18 protein-coding genes are annotated in these 24,561 nt (G+C 40.4%); 6 read left to right on the forward strand and 12 right to left on the reverse strand.

What is annotated here, in order from left to right; genetic code table 11:
* Window positions 1-155: 155 nt before the first annotated feature.
* The 5 genes from FDK13_RS23005 to FDK13_RS23025 form a co-directional block, all read right to left on the reverse strand.
* Entirely contained in the window at window positions 156-1,154 is a 999-nt protein-coding gene (locus tag FDK13_RS23005) for a 4-hydroxyproline epimerase (protein ID WP_137342354.1), read from the reverse strand.
* Window positions 1,155-1,220: 66 nt separating this feature from the next.
* Window positions 1,221-2,702 (reverse strand): aldehyde dehydrogenase (NADP(+)), encoded by a 1,482-nt coding sequence (locus FDK13_RS23010; RefSeq protein WP_229216177.1) that lies wholly within the window; start codon window positions 2,700-2,702, stop codon window positions 1,221-1,223.
* Between the two features lie 187 nt (window positions 2,703-2,889).
* Window positions 2,890-3,828, reverse strand: coding sequence for a dihydrodipicolinate synthase family protein (locus FDK13_RS23015; protein ID WP_137342355.1), 939 nt, complete (start codon window positions 3,826-3,828; stop codon window positions 2,890-2,892).
* Window positions 3,829-4,021: 193 nt separating this feature from the next.
* Complete coding sequence (locus tag FDK13_RS23020) at window positions 4,022-5,965, reverse strand: DUF3857 domain-containing protein (RefSeq protein ID WP_137342356.1); 1,944 nt, start codon at window positions 5,963-5,965, stop codon at window positions 4,022-4,024.
* 11 nt (window positions 5,966-5,976) lie between these two features.
* Window positions 5,977-8,013, reverse strand: a complete 2,037-nt coding sequence (locus FDK13_RS23025) for a DUF3858 domain-containing protein (protein WP_137342357.1) — start codon at window positions 8,011-8,013, stop codon at window positions 5,977-5,979.
* A 216-nt stretch (window positions 8,014-8,229) separates the two neighbouring features.
* Here FDK13_RS23025 and FDK13_RS23030 point away from each other — a divergent pair, with 216 nt between their 5' ends.
* From FDK13_RS23030 to FDK13_RS23055, 6 genes are all read left to right on the forward strand, one after another.
* Complete coding sequence (locus tag FDK13_RS23030) at window positions 8,230-9,324, forward strand: Gfo/Idh/MocA family protein (RefSeq protein WP_137342358.1); 1,095 nt, start codon at window positions 8,230-8,232, stop codon at window positions 9,322-9,324.
* 228 nt (window positions 9,325-9,552) lie between these two features.
* Window positions 9,553-10,167, forward strand: coding sequence for an RNA polymerase sigma factor (locus FDK13_RS23035; RefSeq protein ID WP_137342359.1), 615 nt, complete (start codon window positions 9,553-9,555; stop codon window positions 10,165-10,167).
* A 137-nt stretch (window positions 10,168-10,304) separates the two neighbouring features.
* Window positions 10,305-11,303 carry a FecR family protein gene (locus FDK13_RS23040; protein WP_137342360.1) on the forward strand — a complete coding sequence of 333 codons (999 nt, stop codon included), beginning with the start codon at window positions 10,305-10,307 and terminating at the stop codon, window positions 11,301-11,303.
* Window positions 11,304-11,484: 181 nt separating this feature from the next.
* Window positions 11,485-15,000, forward strand: a complete 3,516-nt coding sequence (locus FDK13_RS23045) for a TonB-dependent receptor (RefSeq protein WP_137342361.1) — start codon at window positions 11,485-11,487, stop codon at window positions 14,998-15,000.
* Window positions 15,001-15,034: 34 nt separating this feature from the next.
* On the forward strand, window positions 15,035-16,609 hold the full coding sequence (locus FDK13_RS23050) for a RagB/SusD family nutrient uptake outer membrane protein (protein ID WP_137342362.1): 1,575 nt from the start codon (window positions 15,035-15,037) through the stop codon (window positions 16,607-16,609).
* Between the two features lie 134 nt (window positions 16,610-16,743).
* Window positions 16,744-18,777: a T9SS type A sorting domain-containing protein gene (locus FDK13_RS23055; RefSeq protein ID WP_137342363.1), complete on the forward strand. Its 2,034-nt coding sequence runs from the start codon at window positions 16,744-16,746 to the stop codon at window positions 18,775-18,777.
* A 52-nt stretch (window positions 18,778-18,829) separates the two neighbouring features.
* Here the strand turns inward: FDK13_RS23055 and FDK13_RS23060 are convergent, their stop codons facing one another.
* The 7 genes from FDK13_RS23060 to FDK13_RS23090 form a co-directional block, all read right to left on the reverse strand.
* Entirely contained in the window at window positions 18,830-19,609 is a 780-nt protein-coding gene (locus tag FDK13_RS23060; RefSeq protein ID WP_137342364.1) for a TIGR00266 family protein, read from the reverse strand.
* Window positions 19,610-19,679: 70 nt separating this feature from the next.
* Window positions 19,680-19,934: a hypothetical protein gene (locus tag FDK13_RS23065; RefSeq protein WP_137342365.1), complete on the reverse strand. Its 255-nt coding sequence runs from the start codon at window positions 19,932-19,934 to the stop codon at window positions 19,680-19,682.
* 137 nt (window positions 19,935-20,071) lie between these two features.
* Window positions 20,072-21,622, reverse strand: coding sequence for a glutamate--tRNA ligase (gene gltX / locus FDK13_RS23070; RefSeq protein ID WP_137342366.1), 1,551 nt, complete (start codon window positions 21,620-21,622; stop codon window positions 20,072-20,074).
* Window positions 21,623-21,757: 135 nt separating this feature from the next.
* The gene (locus tag FDK13_RS23075; protein ID WP_137342367.1) at window positions 21,758-22,129 is read right to left on the reverse strand and encodes a Rid family detoxifying hydrolase; all 372 of its coding nucleotides are present in this window, start codon (window positions 22,127-22,129) and stop codon (window positions 21,758-21,760) included.
* 129 nt (window positions 22,130-22,258) lie between these two features.
* The gene (locus FDK13_RS23080) at window positions 22,259-22,789 is read right to left on the reverse strand and encodes an acyl-CoA thioesterase (RefSeq protein ID WP_137342368.1); all 531 of its coding nucleotides are present in this window, start codon (window positions 22,787-22,789) and stop codon (window positions 22,259-22,261) included.
* Window positions 22,790-22,832: 43 nt separating this feature from the next.
* Complete coding sequence (locus tag FDK13_RS23085; RefSeq protein WP_137342369.1) at window positions 22,833-23,666, reverse strand: outer membrane beta-barrel protein; 834 nt, start codon at window positions 23,664-23,666, stop codon at window positions 22,833-22,835.
* Window positions 23,667-23,833: 167 nt separating this feature from the next.
* Window positions 23,834-24,517 carry a head GIN domain-containing protein gene (locus FDK13_RS23090; RefSeq protein WP_137342370.1) on the reverse strand — a complete coding sequence of 228 codons (684 nt, stop codon included), beginning with the start codon at window positions 24,515-24,517 and terminating at the stop codon, window positions 23,834-23,836.
* Window positions 24,518-24,561: the final 44 nt, after the last annotated feature.

Below are 24,561 nucleotides of genomic sequence, written 5' to 3' on the forward strand. Positions count from 1 at the left end.
TGTTAGACCTACTGGCCACCGGGTTTAATTTACAATTTTATGTTGTGTCAACCGAATTAATTATAAAATTATTTTGCTAATTTTTATAATTAAATGATTAAAAAAATCAGATGATAACGAAAGCTAAAAGCCAACAGCTCATCGCTAAAAGTGCTCTAAATTACTTGAAAACCATAAGCGTAAGGATCATCGTCATCGATAATAATCGTGTTATAACCCGTCACCATTGCCCAGCCTTCAATTCCTGGAATGATCGCAGGTTTATTACCGATCATTACTTCATCTTCAACGGTTCCGATAAACTTGGAGCCTATTATACTTTCGTGAATAAATTGATCACCTTTCTTCAATTTCCCTTTTGCATGCCATTGCGCCATACGAGCCGAAGTCCCGGTTCCGCAAGGTGATCTGTCAATCGCTTTGTCGCCGTAGAAGACGGCATTTCTGGCAGTTGATGTTGGATCCAAAACAGCGCCAGCCCATAAGAAATGGCTTAATCCGTTGATATGTTCGTTTTCAGGATGCACAAAAGTATACTGCTCATTCATACGCTTCCGACAAACACGGCTCCAACTGATCAACTGATCCGCTGTGTAATTTTCCAGTCCTTTGAAGTTTTCCTGCGGATCAACGATGGCGTAGAAATTCCCACCGTAAGAAACATCAACCGTTAATGTTCCCAGATCCGGGCATTCAACGGTTAATTTTTCAGCGGCTAGAAAAGATTTTACATTAACCAGTTTAACCGATTTTACCTTTTTACCTTCCTGTACATATTCAACAAGAACTAAACCGGCAGGTGTTTCAAGTCTCAGTTTGCCCGGAATTTTTGGCGTTACCAATCCTTCTTCAATGGCAATAGTAACTGTTCCAATCGTCCCGTGTCCGCACATCGGCAGGCAGCCGCTCGTTTCAATATATAAAACGCCAATATCATTTTCAGGATCAACAGGCGGATACAGAATACTTCCGCTCATCATGTCATGACCGCGCGGTTCAAACATTAATCCTTTTCTGATCCAGTCAAATTCTCTCAGAAAATGAAGCCTGCGCTCCATCATACTATTGCCTTGCAGTAAAGGTCCGCCGCCGGCAACCACTCTTACAGGGTTACCGCATGTGTGGGCATCTATACAGAAAAAAGTTTTACGCATTTTTTAGCTGTTAGCTTTTAGCAATTGGCTTTTAACGGCCAATTGCCAGTATATTGGGATAAGAAGCTAGTTGCTTATGGCTTCTTTTGTTTTTTCATTATTAACCGTCCGCCAGATATTTAGTGGATTAGCGTTTTGCAATTCATCCGGTAAAAATTCATCAGGCCAGTTCTGGAAGCTTAATGGTCTTACAAAACGTTTGATTGAATCGGCACCGACAGATGTAAATGCACTGTTGCTTGAAGAAGGAAAAGGTCCGCCATGGTGCATCGATTTAACAACTTCCACGCCGGTTGGATAATTGTTGAATAAGATCCTTCCGCATTTAGTCTGTAAAAGTGAAACAATTTCTTCCTGGGAAGCCAGATCTTCGTTTGTTGCAAAAAGAGAAACGGTCAATTGTCCTTCAATTTTCTCTGTTACAGCCAACATTTCTGACGCATCTTTGCATTGAACAATTAATGCAAATGGGCCAAAAACTTCATGAAGCAATGCCGGATTTACCAATAACTCAACACCCGCAACTGTTGCCACCGTTGGAATTCCCTGCCCTTCCGTTGCCTTAGTTTCGGAAACCGCAAGAACTTCAACACCCGATTGTCCGATTACTTTTTCACGACTCTCAGAATATCCAGCCGCGATTTTTTTATTGAGCATTACACCCGGAGCAATTTTTACAATTTCTCCTTTCAATGCTTCTATAAACTGATTCAATTCTTCACCAGCAATTCCAATTACCAATCCTGGATTAGTACAAAATTGACCTACACCCAAAGTCAGTGAACCGGCATATTGTTTTGCCAGTTCCTGCGGAACAGCGCTCAATTTATTTGGTAATAAATACAAAGGATTTACACTTCCCATTTCTGCAAAAACAGGAATTGGTTCTGCACGCTCATTTGCCAGATCCACCAATGCTTTCCCTCCACGGTATGAACCTGTAAAACCAACCGCTTTGATCAATGGATGACTTACTAATTGCTGACCAGTTTCATAAGTTGAGCTGTAAACATGGGCAAAAGTACCTTCCGGCATTCCGCTTTTTTCCGCTGCTCGGGAAATGGCATCCGCCATAATCCCAGACGTTACCGGATGACCTTCATGCGCTTTCACGATAACCGGGCAACCCGCTGCGATAGCACTTGCGGTATCACCACCAGCGGTTGAAAATGCAAACGGGAAATTACTCGCGCCAAAAACTGCAACTGGTCCTAACGGAACTGCCGTTTTTCTCAAATCAGGTTTTGGAGGTGTACGTTCTGCGTTGGCTGTATCAATACTTGCGTCAAGAGAATCGCCGCGTTCAACAGCATCAGCATAACTGCGCCACTGGAATATTGTTCTGCCTTTTTCTCCTGTCAAACGTGCCTCAGGTAAATTGGATTCCTTTTGAGCTGTCTGGATTAATTCAGGACCTAATGCTTCAATTTCATCAGCCACGGCGCGCATAAAAGCAACGCGTTTTTGAATCGAAAATTTCTTACTTATCAAAAAAGCTTCCTGCGCTTTCTGAACTATTTTTTCTAATTCTTCTTTTGAGATATCCATTGTTTTGTAACTTTTACCTGCCTGCTATTCGCATTTAGAATTTTATTTCTTTTTGCAAGCTTCGTTTGAAGCTCTTCTTATAGCTTAGTACTGGATATCATTAAATCTGGCTACGTTTTATGTTTCTGATTTTATCAAATCAAAAACATAAAACGAACGCATACCAAAATCCCTGAATATTGAAATACTAAACCAGAGAAGATTCTGCTACCAAATTAAGATACTCGGGCAACTCAGGTTGTGTTTCAATTGCTTTATTAACAATCGCTAGTACTTTTTCTCTTTCTGCACCATCCAAAACCAATCTTGGCGCTCTCACAAACTCAGAACCGATTCCGGCAAGTGTTGCTGCAAGCTTAATATTTTGTACAAGTTTAGCATGAATATCAAGTTCCAAAAGAGGAAGATACCATCTGTAAACGGCAAGTGCTTCTTTATATTGACCTGCTTTCACAAGATTGAAAATCGCAACTGTTTCTTTTGGGAACGCATCAACCAATCCACCAACAACACCGTCAGCGCCAAGCATTACTTCTTCCATGATCAACGTATCAACACCACAGAATACCTTGAAACGATCTCCAAAACGGTTGAAAATACGTGTCACATTACTTACGTCACGCGTTGATTCCTTAATCGCCTGAATGTTTGGATAAGCCGACAATTGCTCAAACATATCCAGCGTCACTTCAATTTTATAATCAACAGGATTATTATAGATCATCAATGGCAAAGCAGTATTTTGCGCGATCGTTGAAAAATAAACAACTGTTTCATGATCATCCGCTTTGTAACGCATCGGAGGCAGAACCATCAGTCCATCTGCACCGATAGCTTCGGCCTGTTTGGCGATGTTTACTGCTACAAAAGTGGATTGTTCTGCGATACACAGCACAACCGGCATTCCGGCAGGAAGTGATTTTTTAGCAAACTTTACCAATTCGAATTTCTCCTCAGTTGTCAAAGTACTTGCTTCTCCCAACGATCCTGCAACAATAACACCGCTAATTCCGGCTTCAACCTGAGCCGTAAGATTTTTTCTAAACAGATCAAAATCGATTGTATCGTCAGCGTTAAACGGGGTTACGAGTGCAGGAAATATGCCCTGCCATGATGCCTTGTTCATAATATATGTTTTGATAAAATTAAGGATTCTGAATTTGTAACAAAGATAATTCGCTGAATTGGCGGAAACATTTCTAGTATTAATCAATAATACACAGATTTTAACATAAATGCAGTTGCCTCATACTTAAAAAGCTATGAAACAACTGCAAAAAGATAAAAATATCAATATTGGTAAAAACGAAAGCTGATGATCAGGTTTTGCTCTCAATAAAAACGACTTGGGCACGGTCTGCTTTTCTGACTTTTTTAATAAAGTCAATCCACTTTGGATAATCGGCCGCGGCAAAACGGCCACCTTTAATGGTAACTTTCCGTAAATAAAAGAGTTTATGATTGTCATACGCTGCACTGGCAGAATACGTACCAAAAATGGATTCAATCTTTAAGTCCGGCAGTGAAGTTTCCAGCTTTAATCCTGCCGGAATTTCAAAGAAGATACTATCCGAATCAGTAAAATTATAATCGGACAGCGGCAGATAAAAATCCGCCGTCTGTTCTTTTGAGGAATTTGGCAAGGCTAGCTGCCTTGTCAGTAAATTAGGTTTAACAAACAATCTGACTCCTGTCCTTGTGGCGCAATTTCGAACCACAATCCTTAACTTCTCAGTTACCACAGGAACCCTGTTATCGGTCTTGCTATATTCGATATTTTCCAGCTCCATATTGGGCAGCTCCAAATTACTTAGCAGCCATTTTTTTTGCTCTTCCTTCGTGAAGCTATACAAAAGCCTTTCCCGGCCCTCCTGCTGCATTCCTTTAAAATTAGCTCTGACACTCAATTGTCCGTTACCATTTTCGTCCAGCTTAACACTTGTGATGCGGCTTACTGCATTTTCATCAGATTCGTAGAAATGTGTCGATACTAACTTCCCTCCTTCCGGCATCACTAATAAAGCTTCTCGATTACCAGTAAAAGAGCCCATAAAACCCGCAGAAGTATTCTGACTTGTACATTCAAGCCAAATCGTGTCTTTGGGTAAGATTGCGCAGGTAATTACATGGTTAAACTGGCTACTTGGAAAGTCAAGATTGTTTTTTGCTTCATTGCCAGCTTTGATCAAAGCGACATAAGACGTAATCCCAACTTGTTTCAAGCTCGCAGCCATAAAATTACTGAGCGCCTTACAATCTCCATAACCTTTTGCGGCAACAGTCATTGCATCGATCGTTTGCCACCCGCCAATTCCAAGTTGAATGCTCACATACCGGCTTCTGGCCTGCATCCATTTATAAAGAAGCAATACCTTTTCGCGATCTGTTTTGGCATCTTTCACAACCGATTTTATTTCTGCAATCGTCCCGGTGGGAAGTTGATCACGATCTTTGTTCAGGATATAATAAAATTTGCTAAAATCTTCCCAATTATTGAAAACCCCTGAATACTCCTGAATTTCAAACGCAATGGGTGCTGTTAATACTCTTGGCAAAAATTCGTTTTCAGGTAAAGGATATGGCATATTATCAAGAACCGCATGGTTTCGCATCGTCCATTCGTATAATGGCAAACCGTCTGTATCAACCGTTTTTTTCACCGGCGAAGCTCCATTGTATTCTTTATACCGGAATGCAAAACCAACCGGTGTTTTAATTTTAAAAGAGGAGTATTCGATCGAAACTTTGCCGTTATTCGTCGGAACCCAACTTGGATAAAACATCATATTCCGATCTCTGGTGTCGTAGCTAAGTTCGATTGAATAAGGATATGGGTAACTTTTTCGACTAAAATCAATCACCTTAAACTTGGCATCCGTTATATCATTTCCAATTACTCCATAGCCAAACTCCTTTATATCAGTGTTTTTTATTTTTCTTACCAGCTTACCGTCTGCGTCATAAATATTTCCGGCAAGATCCGAGATCCTTGTAAATTTATCATGACGGACCACCATCTCATTATACGTATCTTCTCCTTTCTCATTCAAGATGGTCACAACTAAACGGTTTCGCTGTTTAGCTTCCGCTTTAGATAAAATCTCAAAAGACTCTTCATCAAGCCGAATGACAGCATTCGCATCTTTAAGTAGTTCTGAAGGTATTTTACTTACGCTAAAATCCTGGGCATAGGTCAAACTGTTTATTGTCAAAAAACAAAAAGCAAGAACTATCTTCGTAAAAAAAATATTTATTCTTTTCATCTCAATAAAGTCTATTTCTTTTTCTTAAAAACAAGTGACTGCGCATGGTTTTCGACGACCCGGTCGTAAAATTCCCGGAGCAGCTCATATTCCGAGGCGGAAAAATAGGACTTATTAATCATGAGAATACTGTTTACGGAAATCACATTTCCTTCTTGTTTTACTTGAAAAGTGAATCTCCCCGCTTTTTCCGGCAATGCGATAATGACTGTTTTCGGGATGTGCTCTAAATAATAACCTTCGGGAAATTTGAAGTTCCCAATAAATGAAGTTGAACTAGCCATCGTCAGGTCAACAGGATAAATCCTGTTCAACTCTTTAAAAGGATTTTCATGAACCCTGCCAGCCAGCATTGGGTTAAAATAAAAAATATCCGCCGATGACCCGTCGTTTTCAACTTCAAAATCATAACTAACTTCTACGGATTCAGCCAGCTTTTCAGCTTTATTTGACACTTTAAAATTTTCTATCTCCCATTCCGGATTTGTCTTTTTGACGTGTTCAGAAAAGTTTTCTTCCGCTTCCAAAAGATATTTATCTCTCCATCGCAAAGCTTCGTAGCCAGTCAAGGCCATAATATACTTTCCTTTTAATAACCCATTTTCCGGTGAAATATCAGCATCAATCCTTTGAAATTTCCCGAGAGCAACTTTTGATTTTAAATCAACAAAACGCCCTTTTCCATCATCCAAAACCAATCTTCCTTTTGCATTAAGTGCATTTTCAGGTAACATTCCTAAAGATGTATTTCTTTGCGTAGCATCAAGAAGATATTCTTTTTCCCCTACTTTAACATGACTCACCACATAATTGAAACCATCAATTAGAGGAATTTCTTCATTGATCCTTCCATGTGAACGTGTACTCAGCAAGACAGGATTACTTTCAAGCCCCAATTGTCTTAGTAAATTGGTAAGCATCAGATTAATATCACTGGCGTTTCCTTTTTTATTTTCAAAGGCTTTTTTGACGCCATCTTCGGATACAAGACCCGTCTCTCCGTTCCACTTAATATTTTGGCGGATGTAGTCATACGCCAGCGTCATTCTCCCTTCCGGATGTGATGTCTTTTTTGCTAACTCTTGCGTAATTTCCTTTATAAATGAAAAATTTTTCAACTGTCCCCCAAAGCTACCGATGTTAAGCAAAGTTCTATCCACATCAGGCCAGGTTTGAGAGTAACTTTTCGTTCCTTCGCCATAGATATGAACACTGGCCAGTTCGAATACAATCCGGGAAACATAATCCTTCGATGTTGTAATGTAAGACTCGTTTGCAAACGCCGGTGCATCTTTAACAACAAATCGATATACCAACCCAGAACCATCAATTTGCCGATGCCCGATATTGATCGTAATATCTTCCTTCTTATCAATGTGAAGCGGCAAATAACCTCCGAAGATAATTTTGTAAAAAAAAACATTTGGGATTGTGATTTTGTACTCACTCCATTTGCAGGGGATATCCTGTTGGAAAGTCCAGTCATCCGGCTCCGAACGGAAAGCAAAAGGCGTGGTTTTGGTGTAGGTGTATTCAATTACAGATCCCTTTCTCACATTTTGAAGGTTGAATTTGCATACCCAGTATTGGTCAGAAAGTTTTTCTCTTACTATAGCCTTATTCGGCATGGCAACCGTTTCAATTTTATTTCCAACAAGGTTGTAAGTAAAGCCGGAAATGTCGCTAATACTTTCATCCTTTTCGGGATTTCCTCCTTCACCATAGCGGATAGAAACCGATGCACGGTCAAGTCCGGATTCTTTCAAAATCTTGATCCTTGCTCGATATTCAAAAATAAGCACAAGCCCGATGTGATTTTGGTAACTGAATTTAAGTTCTCCGAAATCATAAAGTACCAAAGCTTCCGCGCTGCTGTCCTCCGGATAGGCATCCATTTCCAGAGATGCGCGGTCAATAAGTCCGTAGGTTGGTTTAAAGTCTTCCTGCGCGAATGCGCAGTTACAAATCGAAAAGGAAAAAAGAATGCAAATGCAAGCTAGAAACTTGGCTCCGTTACCCGGAACCGAACTGGAATAATTGAACAACATTTGATGAAAGGTGATAAATTTCGTGCATTATGCAACCTTTAGTTCATTTAAAAAAGAATTTAAATTACAATTATTATTTTTCAGACTTCCCCTCTATACTTCTGTCACTTATTACCGCACCACTTCCAACGGATTTTTCCCTAAAACGGATTTAAATCCTTATTTTTGTGGTTAATATTCCTATCAACCCAATATCATTAAACAATAACATTTCGTATGTCTGCTTCAATGAATGAAAATCCGTTGCGCGTCCTGGTGGTCGGCTGTGGTAATATGGGCGCTTCACACGCCATTGCCTATCAATTATCAGATGGTTTCGAAATTTGCGGAATCGTCTCAACCGGTAAAAGCAAAGAAGTTTTAAATGAAAAACTTGGCGGCGGTTATACCTTGTTCAGTGATTATGAAACTGCATTAAAAGAGACAAAACCTGATGCGGTTTGTATTTCAACTTATCCCGATACACATGAAAGTTTTGCAATCCAGGCGTTACAGTCCGGTGCGCATGTATTTATAGAAAAACCATTGGCGGCTTCCGTTGAAGGAGCTAAAAGAGTTGTTGCTGCGGCAAAAGAAGCAGGGAAAAAAGTTGTGGTTGGTTATATTCTCCGCCATCATCCTTCATGGGAACGTTTTGTGAAAGAAGCCCAAAATATCGGAAAACCTCTGGTGATGCGCATGAACCTGAACCAGCAAAGCCATGGCTACATGTGGACAGTTCACCGTAACTTAATGAAAAGTCTTAGTCCGATTGTGGATTGCGGTGTGCATTATATTGATGTAATGTGTCAAATGACGCGTTCAAAACCAATTCGTGTGAATGCAATTGGAGCACGTTTAACAGAAGATATTCCGGAAGGAAATTACAATTATGGCCAGCTTCAGATTTGGTTTGAGGATGGCTCGGTTGGCTGGTATGAAGCAGGCTGGGGACCAATGATCAGTGAAACTGCATTTTTTGTAAAAGATGTGATCGGGCCAAAAGGTTCTGTTTCTATTGTAGCTAAGGATGCAGGAGGAACCGGAAAATCTTCATCCGTGGAAGCACATACAAAAACAGAATCCATTCGGGTACATCATGCAGCGCTGAATGATAAAGATGAATTTGTGCAGGAAGACATCTGGATTAATCTGCAAGATGAACCTGATCATCAGGAATTGTGTAACCGCGAACAGGCTTATTTCCTGAAAGCAGTTAAAGAAGACATTGATCTGACAGATCATTTGCAAGATGCCGTAACAAGTTTACAAATTGCATTTGCCTGCGATGAATCCGTACATAATGGTGGAAAAACAATTGATTTAGTTTAACCTATATAGTTTCAGTTTTCAACTCCTGCCAAAAATTGCTGTTTTACCAAACAGTTAATTTTTGGCAGGAGTTTTTTTTTGCAAACGTTTGCAATGAGTTTTTAATATTAATATTAAAATAGTATTTAAATATTATATTTATTTATTATAATATTGCCATGATTTATTAAGATTTTGACATATCTACCAAAAAAATCATTCTCATATCCTGACAAATAGCTGCAAATCATGAGAACAAAGCGGATTCAGTTTAAGGAATTTAGTGATGAAGAATTATTCTTCGAAGTTAAGCTTGACAACCATCATGCTTTCGAAGAACTATACCGCAGATATTTTTATAGAATTCTGAACGACGCTTTTAAAAGGCTTCGCGACCGCGATCAGTCCGAAGAACTTATTCAGGAGTTATTTGTCAATATTTGGCTCAAAAGGCACCAAATTATGGTTGCTAAAACGTTTGATGCGTACCTTCACACCTCTTTACGAAATGCTGTGATTTCATTTTTTCGCAAGAATGACAAGGTTGCAGAGTATCCCGCCAACTACACCGAGCAGGAAGACAAGCAGGCCACTTATGAAGAAATTGCTTATAACGATTTAAAAACAGCATACGACCAAAGTATTTCGGATTTGCCTGAAAAATGCCGGATAGCTTATGAATTGTTTGAAAGCGGAATGTCCATCCAGGAAATTGCCAATACTACCAACGTTTCTCCAAAAACAATCGAAAGCCACTTATTAAAAGCCCGGAATACAATTCGCCAGCAATTGCGTGATTTCTCTGCGGCGTCATCTTTCACCTTCATGATCAGCCTGTTAGAACAAACTTTTGATCTGATTTAAGGTTAAAATAAGATTAAATAAAAAAATTTAGATTTTTTTTATAATTCAACTAAGGTATCCGAGCCTCTTGTACGTCCTTGTACAAAAGGCTCTTTTTGTACTAATCCGATTTAATTTTATCCAAAACAAATGCTCTCATGAAGAAACCTCTATCATCTGAATTGTTGGATAAATATTTAAATGGAGCCTGTTCGCTAAAAGAGCGCGAAGAAGTGGAAAACTGGTACCAGGCATTTGAAGACACACAGGACATTAACACGCTGTTTCCGGAAGTTCAAAATGAAAGTTATTCGCAATCCATTTTTGCCCAAATCCGATCACAGATAAAATCGAAAGAAACGGATAATAAGAATTCCCTGAAGCTCTTAGATGCCAAACAATGGTATTGGTATCTGGCGGCATCAGTACTGATCGGCATAGGCGTATCATTTTTGTTTAAAAAAAACAATTCTTCATTTGAATCAAAATCTGCACTTGCCGGACCTACGACATTTTTTCTTGAAAATAAAACAAATAAAATCCAGCAGCGTCAACTTCCGGACAGCAGCAAAGTATGGTTGAATCCCGGATCAAGAATTTCTTACAACAATAATTACGGAACCAAAGTCAGGGAAATCAATCTGGAAGGTGAAGCTTTTTTTGATGTTACCCGGAACACTTCGAAGCCCTTTATAATCCATACCGGAAAAATGACAACGGAAGTTTTGGGAACCAGTTTTAACGTGCAGGCCCGAAAAAACAGCAAACATTTTGAAGTATCAGTTGTCACCGGAACCGTTTCAGTAAGCGGCCCTGATGGTAAAGAAATCATTAAAGCCCGCCAGCAAGTACAGTTTGACCCAACTTCCGGAAAACTTAATCAGTTAAAACGAACAACGATTGCTCCGTTTCAGATATGGGAACCTGTAACAATCAACTTTGACTGGGTTACTGTTCATGACGTTACTAACAGACTTCAGGAAATGTTTGCCGTTCAGGTTGAATTTGAGAACGATGCAATAAAAAATTGTTTCCTGCGCGCAGATTTCACGAACATGAGATTACCCGTCATCATGGATCTATTATGCCAGTCCATTGGCGCTACTTACACGATCGACAACGGCAAAATTCGTCTTTATGGCGTTGGCTGTGATTAAATAATGCATTACAATTCTTACTCATATTTCATTTACTACTCACTTAACCATTTCTTCATTTTATGATTTAAAATTTTTATTTGCCCTTGTCAACCATTTCAGGCAGTCAACTCACCTCTTACAAATTAACGCCCGCCTGAGATAGCCTAACTACATTTTCATAATTAAAGCAACCAACCGTATGAAAAGGACTAATACCGGAAAGAGCATGTCCCTCAAAGGAACCATGCAAAAAACAATTTTAATGCTTCTTGCGCTGCTGTGTTCCTTTGGAACCTATGCTAATGAAAAATTCGAACAAACATTACTAAGTCAAAAAACTGAATTGTCGCTAAGAGATGCGTCTCTGAGAAGTGCTTTGTTACAGCTTGAAAATACCACGAAAGTGAAGTTTATATTCAGCAGCAAAGTGGTGAAAAATGAAATGAAAGTTACCATAAATGCTAAATCGAAAGCATTATCAGAAGTATTGGACGAAATACTTGCACCTCATAATATCCTTTACAGAGTAATGGAAAATCAGGTGGTTTTGTATCAGGGAGATAAAATTGGCACTGCCAACACTTTACTTTCTGAAAAAATCAATACCAACGCGCTGGTAGCAAAAACTGCCGACAGAACAATTAAAGGAAGAGTTACTGAAAAAGATAAAGCTGATGGCCTTCCTGGTGTTAACGTTGTTATTAAAGGAACAAGCGTTGGTACAACAACAGACGGAACCGGCGCCTACACACTTTCTGTACCTGAAAGCGGCGCTGTTTTGGTATTCAGTTTTGTAGGTTACATCAGTCAGGAAGTTGCAGTAGGCAACCGTTCTACACTTGACGTTGCCATTGAATCAGATACAAAAGCACTAAGCGAAGTTGTCGTTATCGGCTACGGTACTGCCAAAAAATCCGATTTAACCGGTTCTGTTGGTTCTGTAAAAGAAGATCAGCTTAAAGAAAGACCATCTCCTTCTTTGAACCAGGCATTATCTGGTAAAGTATCCGGTGTACAGGTTAACGTAAACTCTGGCCGTCCGGGTGGAAGAAGCAATGTTCGTATCCGTGGTTTCAGTTCTATTAACTCATCAAACAATCCATTGTATGTTGTTGACGGAGTAATGCTTCCACAGGGAACTCAAAATCAGTACAGTTCAGCGATTGACTATATCAACCCAAACGATATCGTATCGGTTGAAGTATTGAAAGATGCGTCTTCTACTGCCATTTACGGAGCAAGAGGTGCAAATGGTGTAATCCTTGTTCAAACCAAAAAAGGAAGATCTGGTGAAGGCGTTGTCACATACAATGTAGATATCAGCGTTCCTACCATCGGCCCAAAAAGACCACATACATTAAATGCTCAGCAATATCTTGATGTTGAAGATCTTGCGTACAAAAACATCGAAAAGTTTGACCCTGCCGGATGGGCTTCCGGAAAATATGCAAATTTGAATCCTCAGACTCGTAGAAAGGCTTTCTCTGCACAACATCCGGATGTATTTACGCTGGCAGCAGACGGAAGTTACAAACCAAACTATGATACCGACTGGTTTAAGGAAGCAACACAGAATAAAGTTTCTCAAAACCATCAGTTAGGTTTCAGCGGTGGAAATGAAAAAACAACTTATGCGTTGTCTCTTGGCTACCGTGATGATCAGGGTTTGTTGAAAGAATCATATTTGAAACGTTATTCAACGCGTTTCAGCATTGACGATCAGGTAAAAAAATGGTTGAAAATCGGAGCTACTCTGAGTTATAACAACCAGAGTGAAAACCTTGTCGATATCAACGATGCTGTTCCTCGTCAAATGGTTGAAGATTTTCCTTTTCTTCCTGTAAGATATCCAGACGGAACTTTTGCAAACAACCGTGACTATCCACAGGCTGAAGGTTCTTTCAGCTCGATCCACAGATTGACTGGCCGTAAGTATATTGTGAATACAGCTACGACATTGGGTAGCTTGTACGGAAATCTAACACTTGCAAAAGGTTTGGAATTGCGCTCTGTATTAGGTATTAACGTGATTAACCAAGAAGTTAATGAGTCTCAAACACGAACCCTGGCAACGTCGGAATTAGGTACTGCCGGAAAGTCAAACAGAAAAGAAACATTCTGGTCGTGGGAAAACTATTTGACTTATAACAAGTCATGGGGTATTCATGCAATCAATGCATTGGCCGGTATCTCTTGGCAGAAAACAAATATCTCGACAACAGGAGCCAGCGTTCGTAACTTCGCAACTGATGCTTTTGGTTTTAATAACTTAGGTGCAGGTGCTACACTTCCTAGTGTAAGTTCGGGTGCGCAAAGCTTTGCATTTAACTCATACTTCGGTCGTGTTAACTATACTTTGCTTGACAAATACCTGGTTACCTTTACAGGACGGGCGGATGGATCTTCTAAATTTGGAGAAAACCACAAATTCGCATTTTTCCCTTCTGCTGCTTTGGCATGGAAAGTATCTGACGAAGAATTCCTGAAAGGAAATTCAGTGATCTCAAACCTGAAAGTTCGTACAAGTTACGGTTTGACTGGTAACTCGGAAATTCCCCCATACTCGTCTTTGTCATTGTTGAGCTCCAATTATGCAACGATCTACAACGACACAAAAGTAGGCGGTACAGGTATCAACCGTTTGGCTAACCCTGATTTGAAATGGGAAAAAACAGCACAAACCGATGCAGGGGTTGAAATTAGTTTCTTGAAAGGAAGAATTTCGGTAGAAGCAGATTACTATTACAGAAAAACCACAGATATGCTTTTGGATGCACCGGTACCACGTTCGAGCGGTTACGCTGTAATCAGAAAAAACATCGGTTCGATGCAGAACAAAGGGTTTGAATTTACTTTGAACACAACGAACATCGAAAGAGGTGACTTCACATGGAATTCGAGTTTCAACGTTTCATTGAACAGAAACAAAGTACTTTCACTGGCAACACCTTCGGATATCTTCGGAGTAGGTGGACCTAGCTTTACAAATCAAACGGGTATTATTCGTATCGGACAGCCAGTTGGATCGTTCTGGGGACTTATTCGTGAAGGTACATGGAGCGAAGCTGAAAGAGATCAGGCTGCTAAATTTACCTCATACCGTAACAACTTGACAATGCTTCCTGGTGATATCAAATACAAGGATATCAACGGAGATGGTGCAATTACTGACGCTGACCGTACAATTATCGGTAACGGTAGTCCGAAAGCATGGGGTACATTCTCCAACACAGTACGTTACAAAAGCTTTGATTTGACATTTGACGTTGCTTATTCTTATGGTAACGATGTTTTGGACATGACAAAACATTCAAGTGAAGACCGCGTTTCTATCGCAAACAGCTACACGTCTGTTTTGGATGCATGGACTCCTACAAACCAGAATACACCAATCGCTCAAATTCGTGAAACAAGAGCTGGATATGTTACAAACGTAGATTCTCACTGGGTTTATGACGGATCATTCCTTCGCGGAAGAAACCTTTTGTTAGGTTACAACTTCCCATCGGCTGTGATCAGCAAACTTAAACTTAGCAAACTAAGAGTTTATCTTTCTGCTCAGAACTTCTTCTTGCTTACCAAGTACCCACACGGTGATCCGGAAGTTACGCCAACAAACGGAGATCAAAACAGCAATGTATTCTCACAAGGTATGATCTGGCACGGCTATCCAAAACCAACTACTTACATGGCAGGTTTACAGATCGCATTTTAATTGGCTAATTAATTTATCCTAAAAAACATTGATTATGAAGTTATATAATTTAAAAAATGTAGCCAAGATACTTCTCTGTGGATCCATTTTACTTGGCCCAACAGGTTGTTCTGACTTTCTTGACGAAAAGGATCCATCCAACCTGACCCCGGAAAGCTTTTACACGATACCGGATCACGCAGAAGCGGCTGTTGCTGCCACTTATGCAGGACTTCGTTTTTATGGTGACGGAGCAGGTATTTTCTCTGCAAACTGGCAAATGCTTGAAGCTGTAACGGGAACTGCAACAACTGAAACGGGTCAGAATTCAGATTTAAATAACCTTTACTCGCTGACTTACGACGGAAACACGGCGCATATCAACAACTGGTACAATGGTCTGTACAAAATTATTGCCAATGCTAATCTTGCTTTGGAAAAAATTCCAACAATTCCTTTCCTTCCCCCAACGGCTACCGAGGCTCAAAAAACAAAATTATTGGGAGAAGCTCGTTTTCTTCGCGCCTGGGCTTATTTCAATGCCGTAAGATTGTGGGGCGATATCCCTTTGATTACTACACCTCAAACAGCCAATTCAACTGACTTTATGCCTTCTCGTACTCCACAAGAAGAAGTGTATAAGTTAATCGTTGAAGATTTGTTAGCTGCCGAAGCTGCTGGTTTGCCAGTAACGGATGTAAGCGGACGTGCTACCCAGATAGCAGCCAAATCGCTTCTGGCTAAGGTATACCTTACCATGGCTGGTTTCCCGCTAAGTAAAGGTGCAACACATTACAAACTCGCTGCGGATAAAGCTCTGGAAGTTATCAATTATTCCAAAGCGAATCCATCGACGCTAAATCTGTTTAGTACGTATAAAGAAGTTCATCAGGAAAGTCTTAAAAACCGTGTTGAGCATATCTTTATGATTCAATACAACATTGCTGTTGCTAGTAATCCACTTGGGGATTATTTACCGAATTTCAAACCTGTAACTTACGCAGGTCCGGGAGGAACAGGAAGCACGGTTCCGACACGTTCTTTCTATGCGTCTTATGACACAGGTGATCTTCGTACTGTGGATCAGGAAGGATGGTTCTACACCACTTACTTCACGAATGGTAATGGAGCAAAATTTGACTTGGGTGCTCCCTATGTTTTTAAACATTTCAACCAGACTGCCAATGGTACACAAGGAGTTCCTGGTACTCAGTTTAACAATTTGAATGTTCCGTTGATTCGTTACGCAGAAGTTCTTTTGATCTTTGCAGAAGCTCAAAACGAATTGGGTGCACCAACTCAGGAAGCGTATGACGCTTACAAAAAAGTGCATGACCGTTCTAAACTAACAACACCTGGTTTCGCAACTTTCACTCAGTCATCTTTCCGTGACGCAGTTTTGAGAGAGCGTTGGTATGAATTCGCTTACGAAGGAATTACCTGGTTTGATATGGTACGTTTGCGTAAAGTATTTAATGAAAAAACAAAAGGATTTGATGCCTTTATTGGCCACCTTAACCTGAATGTTGGTTCTGGGGTTGCATTACAGGCTAAACATCTTTTGTTTCCTCTCGGGATTCAGGAAATGAAAAATAACCCGAAACTGACTCCTCAGAATCCTGGTTATTAATAAATATTGCTGATTAAATTGAGCCAGTCCCAAAAGCGTAAAAGCCGGGGCTGGCTTTTTTTCGTTAAGATTATACTCTGAAATATTCATTTACTATCAAATTACGTTTAAATTCAGAGCCTAATAAAAACAGGATGGGAATAAAAAATTACAAAATTCACTTTTTCATCGTTATTCAAATATTATTAACTCAATTAGCTACAACTTCATATGCTCAGCTAATTATTTCAAGTCCGGTTAATAATCAGATATTCCAGCGTGATGAAAACGGCTTTGCCAACATCGCCATAACCGCCTACGCGCACTTTCCATATTCCCGGATCGAAGCACGGCTACTACCAAACGGAAGTAATTCTCATATCGGAAAAGAATTTTCGTTTTCAGCCGATCAAATAAAACAGGGTTTTTTGCATACCACTTTGCAAGCCGAAACGGGTTGGTATCGCCTGGAAATAACCGGATATGGCGATAAAGGAATTGTAGATTCCACTAGTATAGTTCGTGTTGGTATTGGTGAAGTTTTCCTGGTTGCCGGAAATTCTAACGCAATGGGCCTGCCGGATTTGGGGTCTAAAAATGCTTCCGATCAGGTTGTTTCATTCAATGCGGTTAACAAAGGCCTGAATTCAGAAAACATAACCGTTGCGCCGGATGAACCGATGCAAACGCCTGAATATAGTCCGATAACGGTAAAAAGCAACATTTTCCCTTCCGGCGAAACTTCCTGGTATTGGGGAGAACTGGGCGATATGATTTCTCAGAAAATGAATACACCGGTTATGTTTTTAAATACAGCCTGGGCCGCTGCAAATTCTGAAAATTACCGCGATGGGGCTACCGGAAAAGATGCCTTTAATATTTATGTTGGAAAATACTGGCCAAACCGGCAGCCTTACACCAACATTGTCAACACGATACGTTATTTCAATTCATCACTTGGACTGAGAGCCGTGTTATGGTCACATGGTGAAAATGATGCTCAGCTTAATTTTACAGAAGAAAATTATTTCAATAATATCAAAACACTGATCGAAAACAGCAGACATGATTCCGGATATCCGGCTTCCTGGATCATTGCCAGGAACTCTGCCAGTTTTACTTTGCCAAAACCTTATGCACCGGTAATAAATGCACAAATCAGATTAGCAGCCTTAAAGAACTTCAATTCCTTTGCAGGACCCAATCTTGATACCATTCAAATTCCCCGGCCATCGCATGGCCATTTTGAAAATATTTCTGGTGGCATTCAGGGTTTAACGCTGGCAGCGACTGCCTGGAGCCGGATTCTTACTGATTCATTATTTAAGTCTGTCATACCGCTTCAACCAAAATTTACTATACATACAGGTCTGGTACCGTCAAAATTTTTCCCCGGAGCGACGTTTACTTTACCATATAACATTACCAGCTCTGCCAATACCAACAATAATGTTCAGGCGGAACTACTGGATGCAACAGGCAAATTTGTCAGGCTGGCCAGTACTGGAATCGGAAATCCTGTAAACATTCAAATTCCAACTGGTATTCCTGATGGGCGTTACAGAATAAGATTGTCAGCAATAAATCCCATCATGACCGGAAGTATTTCCGAGTTATTTGTGGTAAGTAAAACTTACAATAAAATCGAGTTTATCAATACAATTTCTGCGCGCAAAGTAGAAAATAGCATCATCGTATCCTGGCATGTAGCAGCAAATCCGTCACTAAAAAAGATGGTTCTTCAAAAAACTGTTGATGGAGAAACCTATTCGGATTTGGCAAGTTTTGATGCTCAGGATAATCAACTGCATTCACATATTTACAGTTATTCCGATAACAATGTAACCAATGAAAGTTTCTATTACAGAATAAAAGGAGAAGATATAAATGGAGAAATTTCATATTCAACCGTTCTGGCGATTCTAAAAGAAGGAACGCCGCCAAATTTTGTTATTTTTCCAAATCCGGTAACAAAGCAGCAGTTTTATATAAGACCTGATAATTCAGAAACCGATATTCAATGTTCTATTTTTGATATCCGTGGTCGCGAACATCCTATTATTGTTTCCGATACCGAGATCATTGGACTTCTATCTTTGCGTCCCGTTCATAGCTTGCCAACCGGGAATTATATTTTGAAGATTGTCAGTAAATCGGGTGTCAGTACTCAAAATGTGGTTTTTCATTAAAATAAGGTAAACGCCGAAACACTTACCTTATTACTATATGAACTGAACCTTATTAATCTTCAAATAATCTCCCCAAACCACCGATCACCGAACCACTTTCTTTTCCTGCGTTACCTCCGCCAACGGATAATCTCTGAATAAGTTTAGAAATTGGCATGGATTGTATCCAAACACGGCCTGTTCCGCGAAGTGTTGCCAAAAACATTCCTTCACCACCAAAAACCATCGATTTCAATCCACCTGAACGCTGAATATCAAAACTTAGCGATTGTTCAAAAGCAACAACGCAACCTGTATCGATTCTCAGCATTTCATTGTTAAGCTGACGCTCAATAACTACACCTCCGGCGTGAACAAAGGCCATTCCGTCACCTTTCAGTTTTTGAAGAATAAATCCTTCACCCCCGAAAAGGCCAGAACCAAAACGCTGGTTGAAGTGAATTTTCATACTCGTACCCAAAGCAGCGCAAAGGAATCCGTCTTTCTGAACAATCAATTCGTTGCCGTAAATCTTTGATAGATCAATCGGCATGATCGTTCCCGGATAAGGAGCAGAAAAAGCAACTTTTCTTTTTCCAACACCGCGGTTAGTAAAGTGTGTCATGAAAAGCGATTCACCCGTAATCACACGTGTTCCTGCCTGAAAGATCTTACCCATTATACTCTGGTTGGCCTCAGATCCGTCACCCATTTTGGTTTCAAACTGAATTCCATCTTCCATAAAAAGCATCGCACCGGCTTCGGCAATTACCGTTTCATTCGGATCGAGTTCTATTTCCACGATTTGTATATCGTCGCCGATAATCTTGTAATCAATTTCGTGTGAGATCATTTTAGCTTTTGAAGTTTATATGTTTGTAGTAAAATCACGCAAGTTCACCAGTAACGATACCAACCACTTCCTATTCCTCCTCCTCTTCTTCCTCTGTTTTTTTGGCTTTTACTTTCTTCGTTTTTCTTCCCGGAATATCTTCCCGGTCGCGAAGCTTTTTGTCATCTACATTTTTATTCAAAAATGCGTTGATACGATCCATATCAAAACTGGTCGTTATTTCACCAAAGGAATTGATCTGGATATCAAAACCATCCAGATCTTTGTGCACGCGCGGCTTTTCGTTGACAGGCTTTGCAGCATCAGGTTGTTTCTTCTTGGCCATACTTTTAATCTGCTAACGGCCTTATGCCAGCGGGAAACCGCTTTTGACTTTCAGGCCAGTAAAATAAATTACTGTTACGAAATTATACTACCAAACTTTCAATGACAATGCAAATTGATCGAACGGTTATTTTATGATTATGCCAGGCGGATTTGGGCAGGCAAACGGTCAAGCGCCTGCGTTAATCTTGCAATTACTTGTTCTTTACCCAAAATTTCCATGATCACCATTAGATCCGGTCCAGCACCAGCGCCAGTCACTGCAAGGCGTAAAGCCTGCATGATTTTACCCATTTTAATACCTGCTGCTTCCATTTTTTCAGCAAGCACATGTTTTATATTTTCAGCCACAAAGTCGCCTTCGTAACCTTCCAGCGCATCCTTGAAATTTGAAATTGCATTTACTGCATCTTCATTCCACTTTTTCACAGCTACGTCCTGATCATACACTTCGGGTAAACTGAAAAGGAAAAGCGACTCCTCTACAATTTCCTTTGTAAAATGAACGCGGTCTTTTAACAAATGTACAATCTGAGCCAGCTGATCGTCATTTACTTCAATTCCTTTCGCCGCGTAAAGCGGTTTAATTTCGGCAATTACAGAAACATCATCCTGTTGTTTAAGATATTGCTGATTAAACCAGTTTGCTTTTTGTATATCAAATCTAGCTCCGGCTTTATGAACTCTTTCAAAGCTGAAAAGTTTGATCATTTCATCCATACTGAAAACTTCCTGTTCGGTACCGGCATTCCAGCCAAGCAACGCAAGGAAATTGGCCGTTGATTCGGGAGAATAACCTTCTTCACGAAAACCTTTTGCTATATCACCCGTATTTGGATCTGTCCATTGCAACGGGAAAATCGGGAAACCTCCCAAATCTGCATCGCGTTTTGAAAGTTTTCCATTTCCATCCGGTTTTAACAACAAAGGCAAATGCGCAAATTGTGGCATTGTACTTTCCCAACCCAGATAACGATATAACAAAACATGTAAAGGAGCCGATGGAAGCCATTCTTCTCCACGAATAACGTGCGTGATTTCCATTAAATGATCATCCACAATATTCGCCAAATGATACGTTGGCATACCATCCGATTTCAACAAAACTTTATCATCAATTTGTGAAGAATGAACAACCACCCAGCCACGGATCAGGTCATTGAAACGAATATCTTCTTTAGGCATAATCTTCATCCGGATCACATAAGGTTCGCCGCTTTCCAGACGTGCTTTTGTTTCTTCCGGAGAAAGTGTCAGGGAATTACTCATTTCCTGGCGCGTAATTGCATTATACTGAACCGCCGCAACTTTTGCTTCTTCAAGGCGTTTACGCATTACGTCCAATTCCTCGGCCGTATCAAAAGCGTAATACGCTTTTCCGTCCGTAACCAGCTTTTCAGCATATTCACGGTACATTTCTTTTCTTTCGGATTGCTTATAAGGAGCATGAGGACCGCCTTGTTGAGGGCCTTCATCAATTTCAATTCCAAGCCATTCCAGTGCTTCTAAAATATAGGCTTCCGCTCCGGGTACAAAGCGGTTTTGATCTGTATCTTCAATACGCAACAACATTTGTCCGCCTTGCTGACGGGCAAAAAGGTAATTATATAAAGCCGTACGAACCCCTCCTGCATGGAGCGGTCCCGTTGGACTAGGGGCAAATCTCACCCGAACTGGTAACTTATTCATTATTATTTCAACATTAAAAATATATTTGTCAGGGCTAGTCAGGTGTGGTCATTTATTGTCAGGAAATGGTCATTTATCGTTGACAATCCCTGACTATTTCCTGACAACCCTTGACAATTTCTTGACCACAATTGACTACAATTCTACCGCAATCACCGATATTTCCACATTCACATCTTTTGGCAAACGTGCTACCTGAACTGTTTCACGCGCTGGCGGTTCGTTTGTGAAAAACTGACCGTAAACTTCATTTACGACTGTAAAATCATTCATATCTTTTAGAAAGATGTTCGATTTTACAACGTTCTCATAACCAAAGCCAGCTGCTTTCAGAATATGACCGATATTTTCCATAACCGCGCCCGCTTCGATTTTGATATTCCCCAATTGGGAAGCTTCAAAAGCAATTTGTCCGGAAACGTATAATGTTTTATTTACTTTAACAGCCTGGCTGTAAGGGCCGATTGGAGCTGGTGCTTTTTCAGAAAAAATAATCTCTTTTGGCATATTGTATTGAATGAGAGCGTTCTTAAAATATATAATGTCGTTAAGCAAGAAAAGCAGATATTAATCTGAACGACTTTTCACCAGTAAATGGTTGCTTGACAAGTAGCAAAATTACCAAAAAAAGATGGGTTATGCTTTTTCTTCTTTGATTTCAAACAGTGCTTTTAATTCCAGCGCCTCAGAAGGTTTCATCCGGCCAGCCAAAACAAGTCGTAACTGACGACGGCGAAGCGCGCTGACAAACAATTCTTCATCAGCCGGAGTTTCGGGTAAAAGCGGTGGTACTTCAATAGGCCGGCCGTTTTGGTCGACGGCAACAAAAGTATAAAAAGCGCGGTTGGTACTAACGCGGATCCCTGCCGGAATATCCTCAGCCCAGACTTCCAGGAATACCTCCATAGAAGAATTGAAAGCCCGGGTTACTCTTGCGTGCATCGTAATGATATTTCCCAAACGAATCGGTTCAGTAAAAGAAACGTTGTCCACAGATGCCGTTACCACGATCCGGTTTGAATGTTTTTGTGCAGAAATCGCCGCGCAAATATCCATCCAGTGAAGCAACCGGCCTCCCATTAAATTGTTGAGTGTATTGGTATCGTTGGGCAATACCATTTCGGTCATTGTAACTTCCGACTGCTTCGGGTTTTTCGATTTTAACATTGGGGCTGATTCTTTTAGCTTTTTGGCAATTAGGAGTTAGCGATTACGGGCAGCGTACTGCTTTGCGCTCGTGTGCTTCTTTTCTTGTTCCGATTAAATAACTGGCACGAAACTGAAAGAAAAGATACTTGTCTTTTTTGGGGGATGTTCCTCTGTGCCAACCCGGTTCGCGTGCAGGCTGTCCTATTTCGGGAGAACGGTCGGAAAGTCTACGGGCGGCTTCGCTTGACAAAGTTGCGGGATCAGGATATACACCGCTGACATCATCCAGATAATCTGAATTTACAAAATTGTTGCACAATTCCAGACCAACACTCCACCGATCTGAAACTTTGGTTGAAATACCAATTCCCGCCATGAAAACCAATGGTAAACGGTTGTATTTGACACCTTCCGTTTGCAAAGGAGCCAAACTTCCTCGCCGGCCATCGAGCACAGCTGTGGGTGTCATATAGGTAACGCCTATGCCTGCAAGAAAATATGGGTTTATTTTTGCATGTCTGTTATAGGCAAACATATCCGCCTGAATCCCAATGTTTATATCAGGATTCTGTGTTTTGAAAGAAAGATTCTGAACGTAATTTTTATCGTATTTCTGATCAGCGGAAACCTGGTAAAACCGGACTTCTCCACGCGCACTGAAATGTTCTGACAACCGATATAAAGCGCCAACAGAAACGGACGGACCTAATCCAAGATGTCTATTGATGCTGGTTCGTAAATCGCCCTGATAATACGCAACGCCTACACCGCCTGTCAAACTGAAAACGCCAAAAGGATGTAAATACCGCTCACTGACTGTTGATTGGGACTTTACAGGTTCAACAATCAGAAGAGAAAAAAATAATAAAAGCAAACTAGCAAATGTGCGTTTCATGCGATACTGTCAAACTGATCAATAAAAATTAATAACCGGGTGCTAAGTTAACAATGTCCCTAAATATATTACCCATCAAATTAGTTCCTAAGTAAATTTCTGATTCGTTCCAAAACAAAATAAGCCGGACGATGCCGGCTTATCATATGATTTTGTCTTGAAAAAATTTACTCTCTTTTCACAGAACTGGCTCCCGACGTGTTGGAATGAATGTCCTTCGCATCTCCTGCATAACGGATACTGCTTGCACCGCTTGCATCTGCATGAACGGTTGTACTCGCCACAACATGTGCATTACTTGCTCCCGAAGCATCGATGTTTACTTCTTTTGCCGGAAAACTTTGTCCTTTAAAAGAAGAAGCACCAGAAACTTCGCCGTGCAAAACATCGCCCTGTCCTGTAATTGCTAATGACGACGCTCCTGAAAGTTCAAAAGTGACTTTCGGCGCAGAGAAATCCATCGTAACCTGTGAAGCCCCCGAAACTTCGATCGCCATCGATTTTGTACCCACAAATTTGTTAACAACAACTTTCGACGCTCCTGAAAAATCCACGCCATCCAATGAAGGCATTACAACAGTGATGTTAACCGTTTTACGACGTTTGTTCCAGTTATTCCCTTTGTAACCAACTCTCAAAACGCCTGAAACAACTTTTGCTTCAAGGTCTTTGACGTCATCACTTTCTCCTGAAGCTGTCAAACTATATTGTTTTCCTTGTTTTACGTCAATTTTGAACGCACTTCCCATGGAAAGTTTGCTAAAATCAGAAACGGGGAATGTACGGCTTTCCTGAGCGAAAATGCCCGCTGACAACAAACAAAATAAGCCGAATAAAAGTAATTTTTTCATGTCTAATTTCTTTTTAGGTTTTGATTACGGTGGAATGATGTCAA

The sequence above is a fragment of the Dyadobacter frigoris genome, from assembly GCF_005280585.1.
In the GTDB taxonomy this organism is placed as follows: domain Bacteria; phylum Bacteroidota; class Bacteroidia; order Cytophagales; family Spirosomataceae; genus Dyadobacter; species Dyadobacter frigoris.

Coding starts and splice junctions, on each gene's coding strand:
- FDK13_RS23065 (WP_137342365.1), bottom strand. CDS start 19,934: ATGGCCAAGAAGAAACAACCTGATGCTGCAAAGCCTGTCAACGAAAAG.
- FDK13_RS23075 (WP_137342367.1), bottom strand. CDS start 22,129: ATGCCAAAAGAGATTATTTTTTCTGAAAAAGCACCAGCTCCAATCGGC.
- FDK13_RS23020 (WP_137342356.1), bottom strand. CDS start 5,965: ATGAAAAGAATAAATATTTTTTTTACGAAGATAGTTCTTGCTTTTTGT.
- FDK13_RS23025 (WP_137342357.1), bottom strand. CDS start 8,013: ATGTTGTTCAATTATTCCAGTTCGGTTCCGGGTAACGGAGCCAAGTTT.
- FDK13_RS23010 (WP_229216177.1), bottom strand. CDS start 2,702: ATGGATATCTCAAAAGAAGAATTAGAAAAAATAGTTCAGAAAGCGCAG.
- FDK13_RS23085 (WP_137342369.1), bottom strand. CDS start 23,666: ATGAAACGCACATTTGCTAGTTTGCTTTTATTATTTTTTTCTCTTCTG.
- FDK13_RS23015 (WP_137342355.1), bottom strand. CDS start 3,828: ATGAACAAGGCATCATGGCAGGGCATATTTCCTGCACTCGTAACCCCG.
- FDK13_RS23045 (WP_137342361.1), top strand. CDS start 11,485: ATGAAAAGGACTAATACCGGAAAGAGCATGTCCCTCAAAGGAACCATG.
- FDK13_RS23030 (WP_137342358.1), top strand. CDS start 8,230: ATGTCTGCTTCAATGAATGAAAATCCGTTGCGCGTCCTGGTGGTCGGC.
- gltX (WP_137342366.1), bottom strand. CDS start 21,622: ATGAATAAGTTACCAGTTCGGGTGAGATTTGCCCCTAGTCCAACGGGA.
- FDK13_RS23060 (WP_137342364.1), bottom strand. CDS start 19,609: ATGATCTCACACGAAATTGATTACAAGATTATCGGCGACGATATACAA.
- FDK13_RS23035 (WP_137342359.1), top strand. CDS start 9,553: ATGAGAACAAAGCGGATTCAGTTTAAGGAATTTAGTGATGAAGAATTA.
- FDK13_RS23040 (WP_137342360.1), top strand. CDS start 10,305: ATGAAGAAACCTCTATCATCTGAATTGTTGGATAAATATTTAAATGGA.
- FDK13_RS23055 (WP_137342363.1), top strand. CDS start 16,744: ATGGGAATAAAAAATTACAAAATTCACTTTTTCATCGTTATTCAAATA.
- FDK13_RS23050 (WP_137342362.1), top strand. CDS start 15,035: ATGAAGTTATATAATTTAAAAAATGTAGCCAAGATACTTCTCTGTGGA.
- FDK13_RS23090 (WP_137342370.1), bottom strand. CDS start 24,517: ATGAAAAAATTACTTTTATTCGGCTTATTTTGTTTGTTGTCAGCGGGC.
- FDK13_RS23005 (WP_137342354.1), bottom strand. CDS start 1,154: ATGCGTAAAACTTTTTTCTGTATAGATGCCCACACATGCGGTAACCCT.
- FDK13_RS23080 (WP_137342368.1), bottom strand. CDS start 22,789: ATGTTAAAATCGAAAAACCCGAAGCAGTCGGAAGTTACAATGACCGAA.